The sequence below is a fragment of the Streptomyces sp. NPDC050485 genome (genome assembly GCF_044458185.1).
Classification (GTDB): domain Bacteria; phylum Actinomycetota; class Actinomycetes; order Streptomycetales; family Streptomycetaceae; genus Streptomyces.
Genome location: NZ_JBITHR010000018.1, coordinates 79,779 through 95,418 on the forward strand (window position 1 = coordinate 79,779; position 15,640 = coordinate 95,418).

Sequence of the window (15,640 nt, forward strand, 5' to 3'; positions counted from 1 at the left end):
GTTCAAACGCACGCTCGTATCCTCGGGGGATGACTTCCAGCGCGCAGCCCCCGCAGGCAGCAGGACCCGGCCCTGCTCCGCAGACCTCCGCCGCACCGACCGCCAACTCGATGCGGCGCGCGCTGAAACGCGCCAGGGACGGCGTCGCGCTCGACGTCGCCGAGGCGGCCGTGCTGCTCCAGGCCCGCGGCGCCGACCTCGCCGACCTCACCGGCTCCGCCGCCCGGGTCCGCGACGCGGGCCTCGAAGCCGCGGGCCGGCCCGGCGTCATCACGTACTCCAAGAGCGTGTTCATCCCGCTCACCCGGCTGTGCCGGGACAAGTGCCACTACTGCACCTTCGTCACCGTGCCCGGCAAGCTGCGCCGGGCCGGGCACGGGATGTTCATGTCCCCCGACGAGGTGCTCGACATCGCCCGCCGGGGCGCCGAACTCGGCTGCAAGGAAGCCCTGATCACGCTCGGCGACAAGCCCGAGGACCGCTGGCCCGAGGCCCGCGAATGGCTCGACGCGCACGGCTACGACGACACCATCGCGTACGTGCGCGCCATGTCGATCCGCATCCTGGAGGAGACCGGGCTGCTGCCGCACCTCAACCCCGGGGTGCTGTCGTGGACCGACTTCCAGCGCCTCAAGCCGGTCGCCCCCTCCATGGGCATGATGCTGGAGACGACCGCGACCCGGCTGTGGTCCGAGCCGGGCGGCCCGCACCACGGCTCCCCGGACAAGGAACCGGCCGTGCGGCTGCGGGTGTTGGAGGACGCGGGCCGCTCGTCGGTGCCGTTCACCAGCGGGCTGCTGATCGGCATCGGCGAGACGTACGAGGAGCGCGCGGAGTCCCTGTTCGCGCTGCGCCGCGTCTCGCGCTCGTACCACGGCATCCAGGAACTGATCATCCAGAACTTCCGCGCCAAGCCGGACACGGCGATGCGCGGCATGCCAGACGCCGACCTGGACGACCTGGTGGCGACGGTCGCGGTGGCCCGGCACATCATGGGCCCGGCGGCCTGCCTACAGGCGCCGCCGAACCTGGTCGCGGGGGAGTACGGGCGGCTCATCGGCGCGGGCATCGACGACTGGGGCGGCGTCTCGCCGGTCACCATCGACCATGTGAACCCCGAGCGGCCGTGGCCGCAGATCGATGAACTGGCCGCCAAATCCGGGGCGGAGGGCTTCTCGCTGCGCGAACGGCTGTGCATCTACCCGGAGTTCGTGCAGCGCGGTGAGCCCTGGCTCGACCCCCGGCTGCTCCCGCACGTACGCGCCCTCGCGGATCCGGAGACGGGCCTGGCGAACGAGGCGGCCGAGGTGCGGGGCCTGCCCTGGCAGGAGCCCGACGAAGGGTTCGCGGCGTCCGGCCGCACCGACCTGCACCACACCATCGACACCGAGGGCCGCACCTCGGACCGCCGCGAGGACTTCGACTCCGTGTACGGCGACTGGGGCGCGCTGCGCGAGGCGGCGGCCCCGGGCATGGTCCCCTCCCGCATCGACGCGGACGTGCGCCAGGCCCTCGCGGTGGCCGCCGACGACCCGACGAAGCTGACCGACGCCGAGGCGCTCGCGCTGCTGCACGCGGACGGCGAGGCGCTGGACGCGCTGTGCGCGGTGGCCGACGACGTCCGCAGGTCGGTGGTGGGCGACGACGTGACGTACATCGTCACGCGGAACATCAATTTCACCAACGTCTGCTACACCGGCTGCCGGTTCTGCGCCTTCGCGCAGCGCCGCACGGACGCGGACGCGTACACGCTGTCTCTGTCGCAGGTGGCGGACCGGGCCGAACAGGCCTGGGAAGTAGGGGCAGTCGAGGTCTGCATGCAGGGCGGCATCCACCCCGACCTGCCGGGGACGGCGTACTTCGACATCGCGAAGGCGGTGAAGGAGCGGGTGCCGGGGATGCACGTCCACGCGTTCTCGCCGATGGAGGTCGTGAACGGCGCGACGCGCACCGGCATGTCGATCCGGGAGTGGCTGACGGCGGCGAAGGAAGCGGGCCTCGACTCGATTCCGGGCACGGCGGCGGAGATCCTGGACGACGAGGTCCGCTGGATCCTGACCAAGGGCAAGCTGCCGACCGCCACCTGGATCGAGGTGGTGACGACCGCCCACGAGCTCGGCATCCGCTCGTCCTCCACGATGATGTACGGACACGTCGACCAGCCCCGCCACTGGCTGGGCCACTTCCGCACGCTGGCGCGCATCCAGGAGTCCGCGCTTTCTCACAACGTCGCCGGCTTCACGGAGTTCGTGACCCTCCCCTTCATCCACACCAACGCCCCGGTGTACCTGGCGGGCATCGCCCGCCCGGGCCCCACGGCCCGCGACAACCGGGCGGTCACCGCGATGGCCCGTCTCCTCCTCCACCCCCACATCCCCAACATCCAGACCAGCTGGGTGAAGCTGGGCCAGGAGGGCGCGGCGCAGATGCTCCGCTCCGGCGCGAACGACCTGGGCGGCACCCTGATGGAGGAGACCATCTCCCGTATGGCGGGCTCCAGTTACGGCTCGTACCGCTCCATCAAGGACCTCGTGGCGATCGCGGACGCGGCGGGCCGCCCGTCCCGCCCGCGCACGACGCTCTACGGAGAGGTGCCGGAGGAGCGGGTGAGGGCGGCCCATGCCTCGGACGGGCATCTGCCGGAGCTGCTGCCGGTGGTGGGGGACTGAGGGGCCGGCGAGTCCCACCGTGCCCGTGCGGGTGATGGCGCGCGGGCGGCCCCGGCCCGCCTGTACCGTACAAAGCCCGCATCGCCCGAGCCACCTGCCCCGGAGGCCACGTGAGCGCCCAGCCCGACGGTCCGTACGGACCACTGATCCCCATGCCCGAGCTGACGCCGGACGCTTTGCGGGCCGCGGTCGAGCGCATCGCGCCGAGCCGGGTGCCCGCGCTCACCCAGCACCTGTTCGAGGCGACCACGAACGCGCAGCAGACGCAGAGCCTCGCCCCTTTGCGGGCCTTCGTCCACTCGTGGGGGGTGTTCGTCGCGATCGAGCGGCATCCGGCGCGCGCGGCGCGACTGCGAGAACTCGAACGCATCGTGGACGCAGGTGAGCAGAACCCCACGGAGGTGATCACTGAGATCCGCCGGATCCGGGAGGCGGCCGAGGCGGAGGCAGGGCTGTGACGGACTGGGGGATGGGACTACAACCCGAGTGCGGAGTACATCACTGACGGGCTGCCCGCAGGCGTCGTCGCCGAGGTGGAACGGCTGGCCACAGAGCTTGCGGCGCTCGGCCGAGACGAGGTGAAGGTTGGCAGGCCCTTCGACAGGGAGGGCGGGCTTCGGGAGTTCGACCTCTTGGGCGGGCGAGGGTTCATCAGCTTCCTCGCGGTGCCGCGCCACGAGTGCGTATACGTCTGCAACGTCACCTGGTACGGCTGATCCGTCCGGTCCGTCGCCCCGCCGAGGAACCGCGGCGGCCGATATCGCCACATCCGGCGGGAGCCTCTGGCGCCGCCCGATATGGTCGAGGTGGGGCGGGGTCTCGGGTGGGGCCGAGAGGGAGGGGTTCGGGCGTGCAGGCTTCGATGCAGGAGCTCATCCGGCGGCGCAAGCGGGCCGGGTTCGTGGGGCGGCGGGGGGAACTCGCCGCCTTTCAGCGGAACTTCGACATCCCGGTCGACGACGAGCAGCACCGGTTCGTCTACTCCGTGCGCGGCAACGCCGGGGTCGGGAAGACGTTCCTGGTACGGGAGTTGGAGCAGGCGGCCCTGGAGCGCGGGGCGCTGACCGCGTACACCGACGAGGGCGTCAACAGCGTTCCCGAGGCGCTGGGCGCGATCAGTGCGCACTTCGCGCGGCAGGGGCAGCCGCTCAAGGCGCTCGACCGGATCCTGGCCACCTACCGCCAGCGCCGGTACGAGGCCGAGGCGGCCGGGGCCGGGCCGGACCCGGGGCCCTCGGCGGGGGCGGTCGTCGCTGCGCAGGCGGGCCTCGCCGGGATCGGACTCGTGCCCGGCGTCGGGGCGCTCGCCGGAGCCGTCGACCCGGCCCAACTCGCGCAGGGAGCCGAGCGGTTGAGGGTCGCGCTCAGTGCGCGGCTCGGGCGGCAGGAGGACGTGCAGCTGGTGCTCGACCCGCTGCGCGTGCTCACGCCCGTGTTCGTGGCGGAGCTGGGGCGCGTCGCCGCACAGGTGCCCTGGGTGGCCGTCTTCTTCGACACGTACGAGCGCACCGGGGCCTTCCTCGACGGCTGGCTGCGCGATCTGATCACCACCGACCGGTACGGCGGGCTGCCCGCCAACACGGTCGTCACGCTGTCCGGGCAGGGCCGGCTCGACCCGCTGCGCTGGCCCGCCGCCGCGGACTTCGTCGCCGACCTCCCCCTCGAACCGTTCACCGAGGACGAGGCCCGCCAACTCCTCGCCGCGAAAGGGGTGGTGGACGAGGAGGTCGTACGCGATGTGCTGCGGCTCTCCGGGCGGCTCCCGGTGCTCGTCAGCACCCTCGCGGGCAGCCGGCCCGCGACGCCGGGCGACATCGGCGACCCCAGCGCCACGGCGGTGGAGCGGTTCCTGAAGTGGGAGCCCGACCCGGTGCGCCGGTCCGCCGCACTCGAAGGCGCGCTGCCGCGACGGCTCGATGAGGACGTGTTCCGGGCGGCCGTGAGCGGGGACGCGGCCGGGCTGTTCGGCTGGCTGCGGTCACTGCCGTTCGTCCGGGACCAGGGCGGCCGGATCAAGTACCACGACGTCGTCCGCGCCCCCATGCAGCGCCTCCAGCGCACCTCCTCGCCGCAGCGCTGGCGGGCCGGGCACGAACGGCTCGCCGCCTGGTACGGGCAGGAGCGGGCGGCCGCCGAGGCCGGGTCCGGCGAGCACTGGCGTGACGAGGCCTGGCGCGAGCCGCGGTTCGAGGAGCTGTACCACCGGCTGTGCGCCGACCCCGGGGGCGCGTTCCCGGCGGCGCTGCGCGACGGCATCGCGGCCTGCCGGCAGGGCACGGTCACCGCCCGCCGCTGGGCACAGGTGATCGCCGAGGCGGGCGAGGACGGCAACCGCGAGCCGCTGCGCAAATGGGGCGCCGCCTGCCTCGCCGCGCTCGACGCCGAACGCCACTGCGTCGACGTCCTCGGCATGATGCTGGCCCGGCCCGAACTCACCGACGAGGACCGGGTCGCCGTGCACATCGCCCGCGCCTGGGGCCACTTCAGGACCGAGGCGTACGAGGAGTCGCTCGCCGACTACCGGCGGGCCCTCACCCTGGACGCCCGCAGCGCCGACGCCCACCACGGGCGGGCCGTCGCGCACCGGGCCGTCGGTGACCACGCGGCCGCGCTCGCCGACCTCGACCGGCTCGAAGAGCTGGAGCCGGGCCGGCCCCGCGCGCCCCGCGAGCGCGGCGAGACCCACCGGCGCGCGGGCCGCTACGAGGAGGCGGTCGCCGAACTCGGCCGGGCCCTCGCGCTCGACCCCGGCGACGCGCTGATCCTGGGCAGCCGGGGTCAGGCCAAGGCCCAACTCGGCCTGGCCGCCGAGGCGTTGGCGGACTTCGACCGGGCCCTTGCCATCGACCCCGACTACGGCTGGGCGCTGGTGCGCCGGGCCCATGTGCGGGCGCTGCTCGGCGACACGGAGGGCGCGCTCGCCGACCTGGACCGGGCGGAGCGGCTCTCGCCGTCGTGGGCGTGGGTGCTCGGCGAGCGCGGCGACGTGTACCGGTTCGCGGGGCGCTTCGCGGAGGCCGTCGAGGCGTACGGGCGGGCACTCGCCCTCGACCCCGGGTACGCGTGGGCGCTGGGGAGCCGGGCGATCGCCCGCGCGGAACTGGGGCGCGTCGCCGAGGCGCTGGCCGACCTGGACCGGGCGGTCGAGATGGTGCCGGGGTACGTCTGGGCGTACCGGCAGCGGGCCCGGCTGCACCGGGTGCTCGGCCGGGAGGAGGATGCGCTGGCCGACCTTGCCCGTGCCGAGCGGGCGGGGGAGGCCCAGGGCATCCCGCCCGGGCCGCCCCCGGCCGACGAGGGCGGCCCCCGCTACCCGGCCACCCCGCCGGAACCGGGGCCCGCCCCGAGGGGCTGAGCGCTGCGCGCGGAGTGGCGTTCGTCGGCCGCGGACCGTGCGTGGCTGGTCGCGCAGTTCCCCGCGCCTCTGGCAGGTGCTGGGGTGCCGCGGACCCCACAGCTGAGCAACGCTGGTCAATTTGCCCTCTTAAACGGGCGCATCCGTTCAGGTACCGTGCTGCCGCATGAGCGCAGCAGCCGGAGCCGGTGGACCCGTATGGGGTCGGGCCGAGCAGCAGGACTTCCGTAGCCGGGTGCGGGGATGTCTGCTCGGCGGGGCCATCGGGGACGCGCTCGGCGCGGGCGTCGCCGGGCTCACCCTCGGCGGGATCCGCGAGCGGTACGGGCCGGAGGCGCTGGGCGACCTCGTCCCCGCGTACGGCCGCGCGGGCGCCGTCACCGCCGCCACCCAGCTCACCCTGTTCACCGTCGACGGACTCATACGCGCCCAGGTGCGCCGCGACACCGGCGCCTGGCACCCGCCCACCGATGTGCACCGGGCCCATCTGCGGTGGGCCGCAACCCAGCGCGAATGGGGACCCGACGAGCGCCGCGAGGACAACGGCTGGCTGGCGCGCGAGGAGTGGCTCTACGCCCGGCGCGACCCCGCCAAGGCCTGTCTCGTCGGGCTCGGCGACGACGTCATGGGCACCCTGGAGCAGCCCAAGAACCCGGCCGCCGACGACCCGGCCGCGCTCACCCGCTCCGCGCCCTTCGGGCTGCTCGTCGGCTGGGAGCCGCAGCTCGTGCTCCAACTCGCCGTGGAGTGCGCGGCGCAGACCCACGGCGACCCGGCGGCCTATCTTTCGGCGGGCGCGCTCGCCGTCATCGTGCACGGCCTGGCCCGGGGCGAGTCCATGGACGGCGCCGTCCAGCGGGCCCTCGCCCAGCTCGCCGTGCGCCCCGGGCACCAGCGGGTCAGCGAGGCCCTCAAGCACGCGCTCGGCGCCGTACGGCAGGGCATGCCGAGCCCGACCCGGGTCGCCACCCTCGGCACCGGGCACACCGCCCCCGAGGCCCTCGCGATCGCCGTGTACTGCGCGCTGGTCGGCGAGGACATCCGGCACGGCCTGCTGCTCGCCGTCAACCACGACGGGCCCTCCGACGCCACCGGCTCCGTCTGCGGCAGTCTGCTCGGCGCGATGCACGGGGAGACCGCGCTGCCGCCCGCCTGGCTCGCCCAGCTCGAAGGCCGCCCGACGCTGCTCGAACTCGCCGACGACTTCGCCATGGAGATGACCCAGGGCCCCGCCCTGCACGGCCCCGCCGTCAACACCGCGGGCTGGCTGCTGCGCTATCCGAGGGGCTGAAACCACTCGTGCGGGCGGCGGAACGGCCCCGGGACCGCGTGTCCCTCGCGCGCGCACGCGCGTATTCGCCAGGGTCGTCGCCATGACCCCCCTTCCCGCGGCCCGCACCCCGGCCGCCCGCACCCGGTCGGCCCGCTGGTTCACCGCGCCGATGGTCGCCCTCGCGCTGCTGGGGAGCGGCACGGGCACCTCCGCCGCCGCCCCGGCCGGCGGCGGCGGTCACCCGCGGTACGTCCAGGGCGACAACGGGCCGGGCCGCACCGACCCGGCGGCCCGCGAGGACGAACTCCCGCCGTACGACGCCCAGCACGCCCAGCAGGCCGTCGACCGGATGGTGATGGAGGAGGACGCCGACGCCGGCGGCCAGCACTGCCCGCCGCAGAGCGACGACGACGCCAAGGGCGGCTACCAGTGGTTCGGCCCGCACCGCGATGCCGCCTACCCGGCCGAGGGCAGCGACGACCGGCCCCCGGCGGACACCACGGGCGAACCGCAAATCATCGGCTGAGGCAGGCAGGCAGGCAGGCAGGCAGGCACCGGCACCGGCGTCAGTCGGCCCTCGCCGCCTTCGCGCCGCCCGCCTCCGGCTGCTCCGGTACGGCCGCCGCGCCGGCCGCCGAACCCGGCCCGTCGTCATCGGAGTTGACGCGGGCGAGCAGCGCGTCCCGCTCCGGGGTGGCCTCCGGCTTGAGCAGACCGATCAGGACGTACAGGACGAGTGAGATCGCCAGCGGCACCGACACCTGCCACTGCAGAGCCACATCGGTCTTCTGCGAGCCGTCCAGGTTGTAGTTGACGAAGAAGAAGGCGAGCAGCCCCGCCGCCCAGCTGCTGAGCGCCGCCGTCGGACCGGACTTCCGGAACGTCCTGAGCATGCCCAGCATGAACGGGATGGCGATCGGTCCCATGAGCCCGGCCACCCACTTGATCACGACGGTGATGATGTCCCTGAAGGCAGGCGAGTTGACCTGCGTCGCGATGGTCATCGACAGACCGAGGAAGACCAGCGTGGACAGCCGCGCCGCGACCAGCCCCGCGCGCGAGTCCCAGGCGCGGGGCGCACCACATGGGGAAGAACAGGACGGTCGGCCAGAGGGCCCACAGGATCGCCGAGAATCGGGCCCAACTGCCTTACCTGCATTGTGAGTTGGCGAACTGTGAGGCGCCCCCTAGGGGCGCGGGGAACTGCGCGACCAGCCACGTACGGCCCGCACCCGAACAACGGCACACGCAGCGGAGCGTCAGCTCATCAACTCGCCCGCGTTCACCAGCAGCGACTGGCCGGTGATGGACCGGGCCCGGTCCGAGGCGAGGAACACCGCCGCCTCCGCCACGTCGCCATCCGTGGCCAGCTCCGGCAGGGCCATCCGCTCGGTGAGGCGCGCCAGCACCTCCTCCTCCGGCACGCCGTCGGTGTGCGCGGTGAACTGGACGTACGCCTGCACCGGCGGGCCCCACATCCAGCCCGGCAGCACGGTGTTGACCCGGATCCGGTCCGGCCCGAGCTCGCGCGCCATCGAGTACATCGCCGAGGTCAGCGCGCCCTTCGAGGCCGCGTACGCCGCCTGCCACACCTGCGAGGGCGCCGCCACCGCCGACTGCGTACCGATGATGACGACCGAGCCGCCGCGCCGCTTGAGCGCCGGCAGGCAGGCCCGCGTCATGCGGAGCGTGCCGAGCAGGTTCACGTCGATGACCTGCTGCCAGGTGGCGAAGTCCGCGTCCTGGAGGCCGCCGAAGTAGCTGTCCCAGGCCGCCACGTGCACGACCGCGTCGATTCCCCCGAAGCGGGCCGTGGCGAGCGCGGCGAGCGCCTCGCACCGGCCCTCGTCCGTGATGTCGGTCTCCAGATACGCGGTGTGGGCGCCGTCCGGGTCGATCTCGGCGGCGGACTTGGCGAGGTTGGCCTCGGTGCGCGCGCCGAGTACCGCGTTGCCCCCGTCGCGCACGACGGCCGCGGCGACCTGGTGTCCGAGACCGGCCCCGACCCCGGACACGATGACGGTCTTCCCACTCAGCAACATCCGGTCGCCTCCCGGCTCTGGCACATCTCCTGACGGGGCGTCAGAGTAAGGCGGTCCGGTGGTGGAGGGAAGGGATGCGGCATGACGGAGGACACACGGCCCGAGGCGTACGCGGAGCTGGCGTCGGTGGGGCCCTACGGGGTGCGCCCGGGGCACGCGCTGATCACCATGGTGGAGCCGCACCCGGGCCATGAGTACGCGTACAACCGCTGGTACGAGGACGACCACTACTACGCGGGCGCGATGGCCATGCCCTGGATGTACGCCGGGCGCCGCTGGGTGGCCACCCGCGAACTCCAGGGGCTGCGCTATCCGGAGAAGTCCGCGGTCGCCCAGCCGGTGAGCGCCGGCTGCTACCTCTCGACGTACTGGATCACCCAGGGCCGCTACGACGAGCACATGAAGTGGACCGTCGGCATCAACCGGCGCCTCAACCGGGACGGCCGCGTCCACCAGGACCGCACCCACGTCTTCACCGCGTTCCAGGACCACGAGGTGACCGTCTACCGGGACGGTGCCGCGGGTCCCCGTGACTACCACGCCCTCGACCACCCTTACGCGGGGCTCGTGCTGGAGGTCATCGATGCCGAAGGCCCGGAGCAGCGGGCCGAGTTGCTGGAGTGGCTGGGCTCCCGGCATCTGCCCCGGCGGATCGCCGGCGGTCCGGCCGCGATGGTGACGGTCTTCCGGCCGACACCGCTGCCGGGCGACCGCATGACGTACGTGAAGCAGGTCGAGGGCGTCGACACCCGGCTCACGCTGCTCTGGTTCCTGGAGCGGGACCCGAGGGAGGTCTGGGCGGACCACTTCACCGGACTCGACGCGCCGGTGGCCGAAACGGGCCTCGGGCGGGTGGAGTTGGTGGCGCCGTTCATCCCCACCGTGCCCGGCACCGACCGCTACGTGGACCAACTCCGCTGACCGGCTGCGGACATGGCCGAGCCCCCTCGGCCGGGACGGCGGACCAGTCGAGAGGGCTCTTTCGGTGTTGCTGATGTGCTGGTGATATCGCGCTTGCCGCGGTACCGGTCAGCTGAGGGAGTCCCGGGTCACCTCGGCCACGAACGCGTTCCACGCGCCGGGGGCGAAGGAGATCGACGGGCCCGCGCAGACTTTGGAGTCGCGCACCGCGATTGCGTGCGTCTCGGGGGACTTGACCTCAACGCATGCGCCGTTTCCGGTGGAGTACGAGGACTTGGTCCAGGTGTCCGTGGCGCCCTGAAGAATTGCCATGTTCGCTCCGGTTTTTGCCAGTTGGGTCGTTCTCGGCCAACGTTCTTCGTTGGCGTGATCGACGCTACTCGCAGGTTCCGGGGTGTGCGGCGGCCGTTCACTCAACCGGATGGCATATTCCGGCGAGGCCTTCCGTGGCGGTACGCGTGGGGTGTACGGTGCCACACTTCAGTCCGCCGTGCCCTTGGCGTACTCCTTGGCGATCCCGGTAATGAATTCCCGGGTCTGGTCCACATTCAGGGCCTGCGCGCGCAAGTGCTCGTACATCACGCTGTATTTCTGGACATCGTTCGCCTTTTCCAGATACAGGTCACTCGTGACGCCCTCGATGTAGACGACGCTGGAGTCCGATGCGTCGGGGAATTCCAGAATCGCGTACTGGCCGTTGATGCCGGGATGCGCGCCCATGCTGAACGGCAGTACCTGGACGGTGACATGGGGCAGCTGGGACTGCACGATCAGGTGCTCCAGCTGGTCGATCATCAGCTGCCGGTCGCCGATCAGGCGGCGCAGCGCCGCCTCGTCGATGACCACCCACAGCCGCAGCGGGTTCTCCTCCGCCCGCACTCTCTCCTGCCGTCGCACCCGGACGTTCACCCGTTTCTCGACGTCGGTCGGGGCGGTCTCCGGCAGCGCCCCCGCGATCAGGGCCTCCGCGTACTGCCGGGTCTGCAGCAGCCCCGGCACGACCTGCGGATCGTAGACGCGCAGGCTCGCCGCGTCCGTCTCCAGACCGATGTAGACGCTGTACGGGATGTCGCCGAAGGCGTGCCACCAGCCCTGCTGGCGGGAGTCCTTGGCCATCTGCATCAGCGAATCGACGATGCGGTGGTCCTCGACCTCGTACACCCCGCACAGATCGCGGACATCGCGCTGGCTGATGGAGCGGCGGCCGTTCTCCAGACGGCTGATCTTCGACTGGGAGACCAGCAGGCGTTCGGCGACCTCTTCGGCCGTCATGCCCTTCAGCTCGCGGAGTCTGCGCAGCTCCTGGCCCAGTCGGCGCCGCCTGACGGTGGGATTGACGTTGGACGCCACGGGTAACGCACCTCCGGCTCACGGCTCTTCTGTTCTTGTGCCCAGCAGACTGCCACCAACTTCCGGGCGCCCGCTGGAAAACGGCCACACACAGCGACAACGCGAACGCGCGGGGCTGTTGTGGCAGCCCCGCGCGTTCATGGTGCGGCTCCCGAACCGGGTCGAGGGGGACGACGGTGCGGCGGTTGGTGCGTATGCGTCTGGTGATGCCCATGCGCTGGTGGTGCGGGTTCTTCTGACGGTGCTGGTGGTGCCGGTCCTGCTAGTGGTGGGCCACGGCGCGGGCCATGGCCCCGTGATGCGGCTGCATCGGGACACCGGCCGCCATGGCATGGCGGCTTCCGTTGCTCGGCGCGGCGGTGGGGCCGTTGCCTTGGCCGTTGCGACGCGGCTGAGCGGCCGCGCCGTTCTGGACGTCCATCACGGCGTGCGCGACGAGACCGCCCATCGGGTCGTGCCTGATCAAGTCCCTTAGCCGGGAGCGCGATGAACGCCCCTCGTTGCCGGGGTAGAGGTGCTTGCCGAGCCCGACTGCGTGGGCCAGCGCGGCAAGCGCCGCGGTCCGCGGGTCCGGCGGTACGCCGGTGCGGATCGCACTGTCCAGCCGGGCCCTGATGTCCCGGCTGATCGCCGTGTCCGTCGCTTGGTAGCGAGTCGTCGGCAGCACTCCGCACATCTGGCCCGAGACGGCATGCACCATGCCGCACCGCTCCAGATGCGCGAGGTAAATCTGGCGGAGCCCCAGTCGGGGCCCGCCGATCCAGTGGACGGCCCGTACCGGACTGCCGCGCCTGCGCAGCAGTTCCAGTGCGGAGTCCAGTGTCGGATCTCCTGTCGGCCGTGCCATCACCACGGCGATACGATCCCCGTCTGGGGCTATCCGTCCTGCCAGAGCCAGCTCCACTAGCTGTGCTCCGGCGAGGCCGAGGTCGAGCGACTGCGGCTGCGCTGTGGTACCCGTGGCCGGGTCCAGAGCGAGCAGCAGAAGCTCCTCCGGAATTGTTCTGCGGCTCCTGCCCATCCATGCCTCCCCGCGTGGATGAATGACAGGGTGACCCCTCTCACATTCATCTGTCGAGAGCGCCTGGGTGGTTCGTACGGGAACCGACAGGTATGTCGTTCTCGTCTAGCCGGGGGGTCCTGCCCGACACACAGGACACTGGTACATGGTTCGGACACGGTCCGTATCTAGGTCGGCGGCGCCGCGGGGCGCCTGGAGGAGGCATCGGTGGCGGGCGAGTCCCCCGACAAGTCGGAGCAGAAGCGGTCGTCGGGGGAGACGACTCGCAGTGAACGCGACCCGCGTGTCACCGTCTCCGCATCTCCGTCCCCCTCCGGCAAGGGGGAGGACGGCGCGGTGGCGGTCAACGGTTCCGGATCAGGTTCCGGTTCCGCGTCCCGGGACGCGTCCGTGTCCGGCTCCGCGGCGGGTGCCGTGGATCAGGCGACGGCGGTCTTCAGGGCCCCGCGCCAGGAGGACGGCGACTCCCGGCTCCGGGCGGCGGTGGCGGCGTGGGTCGACGCGGCCGACGAGGGGTCGAGTACGGGTGACTCCGAGGGGGCTGAGGCTGCCGAGCCTGCGGCCGCTTCGACGGCAGGGGCTGCCCCCGTCGAGTCGGAGGACGCCGCCGAGAGCAAGGCGCCTGCGAGCGGGGCGCCCGAGTCGAAGGACGCGGCTGAGAGCGACGCCGCCGAGAGCCCGGCCGCCGAGCAGGAGGACGCCGCCAAGGGCGACGCCCCCGAGGCCGAGGCCCCCGAGCCGGCGGCCCGCAAGTCCGAGGCTGTCGGCCCGGAGGCTGGCCCCGAGGCCGAGGGGCCGGGGGACGAGCCCGCCACGTCGCAGGCTGCTCCCGTGGCGGACGCGTCGAAGGCGGACGCCGCCGAGGCTCCCAAGGCGGACGCTCCCAAGTCCGACGCGTCGAAGACTGAGGCCTCCAAGGCTGATGCGGCCGAAGCCGACGCCCCCAAGCCCGACGCGTCGAAGACTGAGGTCCCCAAGCCTGACGCGGCGAAGGCCGACGCCGACGAGGCAAGCGGCACCAAGCCTGCCACCCCCAAGCCCAGCGACGGCGAGGCCACCGGCACCAAGCCCGCCACCCCCAAGCCCAGCAGCACCCCCACCACCGGAACCGACACCGGAGCCGGAACCACCACCGGCACCCCCGCCCGGCCGCCCGCCCCCGATTCCAGAGCCGCCTCCTGGGGCGCCAAGCCGAGCTCCGCCGGGGCGAGCGGAATCGATCAGCCGAGCTCCGCCCGGCCCAGCGGAATCGATCAGGCACGTCCCGCCGGGGGCAGCGGAATCGATCAGCCGACCACCGCGTTCAAGGCCGTCGCGCCACCCGCCGTCGATCAGCCGACGGCGATGCTCAAGCTGCCCGCGTCCAAGCGGGAGGCGGCCGCCGAGCGGGCCGGCCAGTACATACCGCTGCGGTCCGACGAGGCGGGCGCGGCGACGGACGCGCCCGTCCGGCAGCCCGGGGCGCCGAAGATCACCCCGCCGCCGGCCGCCGGGCCCCGTGAGGTCATACCCGAGCACACCGAGCGGACGCGGCAGCAGCCCCTGCCGCCGAAGCCCCCGCTCGATCTGCTCGCCGAGCTGACCAACACCCCGCCCCCGGCGCAGACCCCGGTCCGCTCGACGGTGCGGCGGTTCAAGATCTGGACCCCGCTGGTCCTGCTGCTTCTCATAGCCTTTGCGGTCGTACAGATTCTGCGCCCGCTCCCGGCGCCCAAGCTGGCCCTCACCTCGTCGCCCTCGTACACCTTCGCCGGTGGCACGCTCGGCCTGCCCTGGCCCGCCGAGGGGCAGTCGGCGGTCGCGGTGGACGGCGTGGGCAGCCTCGGTACGCACGGGGAGCAGAAGCCCGCGCCGCTGGCGAGCGTGGCCAAGACGATGACGGCGTACGTGATCCTCAAGGAGCACCCGATCACCGGGAAGCAGGAGGGCACGAAGATCACCGTCGACCAGCAGGCCGAGGACGACGCGAAGAAGCCCGACGAGTCGACGGCGCCGATCCACAAGGACCAGCAGTTCACCGAGAAGCAGATGCTCGAACTGCTGATGATCCCGTCCGGCAACAACGCCGCCCGCCTGCTGGCCCGTTGGGACGCCGGGAACGAGGAGGCGTTCATCGCCAAGATGAACGCCGCCGCCAAGGAACTCGGCATGACCAGCAGCACGTACACCGACCCGAGCGGTCTGAAGGAGACCACGGTCTCCACGCCGACCGACCAGCTCAAGCTGGCCCAGGCCGTCATGCAGAACGATGTGTTCCGCGAGATCGTCAACACGCCCCAGATCAAGATCCCGGGCATCCCCACGACGATCTACAACAACAACAAGATCGTGCTCAAGCCGGGGGTGAGCGGCATCAAGACCGGCTCGTCGACCCCGGCCGGCGGCAATCTGCTGTGGGCGGCCGACACCGTCGTGGACGGCAAGAACCAGCGGATCTACGGCATCGTCATGGGCCACCACTCCGGCACCACCCTCGACAGCAAGCTGACCGCCGCGATCAACAACAGCTACACGCTGATCCAGGCCGTCCAGAAGGCCGTCACCTCGGCGACCGTCGTCAAGAAGGGCCAGGTCGTCGGGTACGTCGACAACGGGCTCGGCGGCCGGACGCCCCTCGTCGCCGCCAAGGACCTCAAGGCCGTCGGCTGGCCGGGCCTGAAGGTCGACGTCACGCTCGGCGACGGCGGCAAGGCCGTCCCGCACTCGGCGAAGGCGGGCGCCGTCGTCGGCGAGCTGTCCATCGGTGCGGGCCCCGGCCGCCAGACCGCGCCGGTCGAGCTGGGCAGCGCCCTGACCGAGCCCGGTGCGGGCGACAAGCTCACCCGAGTGGGCTGACCGGACCCGCCCGCACGGAGCCCACCCCGCAGGCCGGGGTGGGCCCCCGTGCTAGCTTCGGGCGACCCCGGGCGCGCAGACCGCGCCCGTGGACTCGGGCAGAATCGAGTCCTCCCGGTGATGGAAGTACGGGGACGGAAGTACGGGCCGACCGGGCGGCCCCGCGCGCGGACG

Annotated in this window: 12 protein-coding genes and 1 pseudogene; 8 read left to right on the plus strand and 5 right to left on the minus strand. The window is 72.5% G+C overall.

The window, feature by feature from the left end:
* Positions 1-29 precede the first annotated feature (29 nt).
* The 6 genes from ACIBK6_RS30360 to ACIBK6_RS30385 all read left to right on the plus strand — a co-directional run bounded on the left by ACIBK6_RS30360 (position 30) and on the right by ACIBK6_RS30385 (position 7,823).
* Positions 30-2,669, plus strand: coding sequence for a bifunctional FO biosynthesis protein CofGH (locus ACIBK6_RS30360; RefSeq protein WP_399054626.1), 2,640 nt, complete (start codon positions 30-32; stop codon positions 2,667-2,669).
* Between the two features lie 110 nt (positions 2,670-2,779).
* Complete coding sequence (locus ACIBK6_RS30365; RefSeq protein WP_399054627.1) at positions 2,780-3,127, plus strand: DUF6247 family protein; 348 nt, start codon at positions 2,780-2,782, stop codon at positions 3,125-3,127.
* Positions 3,128-3,202: 75 nt separating this feature from the next.
* On the plus strand, positions 3,203-3,385 hold the full coding sequence (locus ACIBK6_RS30370) for a hypothetical protein (protein WP_399054628.1): 183 nt from the start codon (positions 3,203-3,205) through the stop codon (positions 3,383-3,385).
* Positions 3,386-3,519: 134 nt separating this feature from the next.
* Positions 3,520-6,024: a tetratricopeptide repeat protein gene (locus ACIBK6_RS30375; RefSeq protein WP_399054629.1), complete on the plus strand. Its 2,505-nt coding sequence runs from the start codon at positions 3,520-3,522 to the stop codon at positions 6,022-6,024.
* 166 nt (positions 6,025-6,190) lie between these two features.
* A complete protein-coding gene (locus tag ACIBK6_RS30380) occupies positions 6,191-7,315 on the plus strand; it encodes an ADP-ribosylglycohydrolase family protein (RefSeq protein WP_399054630.1) in 1,125 nt (374 codons plus the stop codon).
* A gap of 82 nt (positions 7,316-7,397) precedes the next feature.
* The gene (locus tag ACIBK6_RS30385) at positions 7,398-7,823 is read left to right on the plus strand and encodes a hypothetical protein (RefSeq protein WP_399054631.1); all 426 of its coding nucleotides are present in this window, start codon (positions 7,398-7,400) and stop codon (positions 7,821-7,823) included.
* Positions 7,824-7,863: 40 nt separating this feature from the next.
* On the opposite strand, the pseudogene ACIBK6_RS30390 reads toward ACIBK6_RS30385, so the two are convergent.
* Together ACIBK6_RS30390 and ACIBK6_RS30395 are read right to left on the minus strand one after the other, a co-directional pair.
* Positions 7,864-8,437, minus strand: a pseudogene (locus tag ACIBK6_RS30390) (hypothetical protein); the annotation flags it as partial.
* A 119-nt stretch (positions 8,438-8,556) separates the two neighbouring features.
* On the minus strand, positions 8,557-9,339 hold the full coding sequence (locus ACIBK6_RS30395) for an SDR family oxidoreductase (protein WP_399054632.1): 783 nt from the start codon (positions 9,337-9,339) through the stop codon (positions 8,557-8,559).
* Positions 9,340-9,420: 81 nt separating this feature from the next.
* On the opposite strand from ACIBK6_RS30395, the gene ACIBK6_RS30400 reads away from it, so the two are divergent.
* Positions 9,421-10,260, plus strand: coding sequence for a hypothetical protein (locus ACIBK6_RS30400; protein ID WP_399054633.1), 840 nt, complete (start codon positions 9,421-9,423; stop codon positions 10,258-10,260).
* Between the two features lie 108 nt (positions 10,261-10,368).
* Here the strand turns inward: ACIBK6_RS30400 and ACIBK6_RS30405 are convergent, their stop codons facing one another.
* The 3 genes from ACIBK6_RS30405 to ACIBK6_RS30415 all read right to left on the minus strand — a co-directional run bounded on the left by ACIBK6_RS30405 (position 10,369) and on the right by ACIBK6_RS30415 (position 12,631).
* The gene (locus tag ACIBK6_RS30405; protein WP_399054634.1) at positions 10,369-10,572 is read right to left on the minus strand and encodes a DUF397 domain-containing protein; all 204 of its coding nucleotides are present in this window, start codon (positions 10,570-10,572) and stop codon (positions 10,369-10,371) included.
* A gap of 168 nt (positions 10,573-10,740) precedes the next feature.
* Positions 10,741-11,610 (minus strand): helix-turn-helix domain-containing protein, encoded by an 870-nt coding sequence (locus ACIBK6_RS30410; protein ID WP_399054635.1) that lies wholly within the window; start codon positions 11,608-11,610, stop codon positions 10,741-10,743.
* A gap of 262 nt (positions 11,611-11,872) precedes the next feature.
* Positions 11,873-12,631 (minus strand): GPP34 family phosphoprotein, encoded by a 759-nt coding sequence (locus tag ACIBK6_RS30415; protein WP_399054636.1) that lies wholly within the window; start codon positions 12,629-12,631, stop codon positions 11,873-11,875.
* A gap of 207 nt (positions 12,632-12,838) precedes the next feature.
* On the opposite strand from ACIBK6_RS30415, the gene ACIBK6_RS30420 reads away from it, so the two are divergent.
* The gene (locus ACIBK6_RS30420; RefSeq protein WP_399054637.1) at positions 12,839-15,466 is read left to right on the plus strand and encodes a serine hydrolase; all 2,628 of its coding nucleotides are present in this window, start codon (positions 12,839-12,841) and stop codon (positions 15,464-15,466) included.
* The last annotated feature ends 174 nt before the right edge of the window (positions 15,467-15,640 follow it).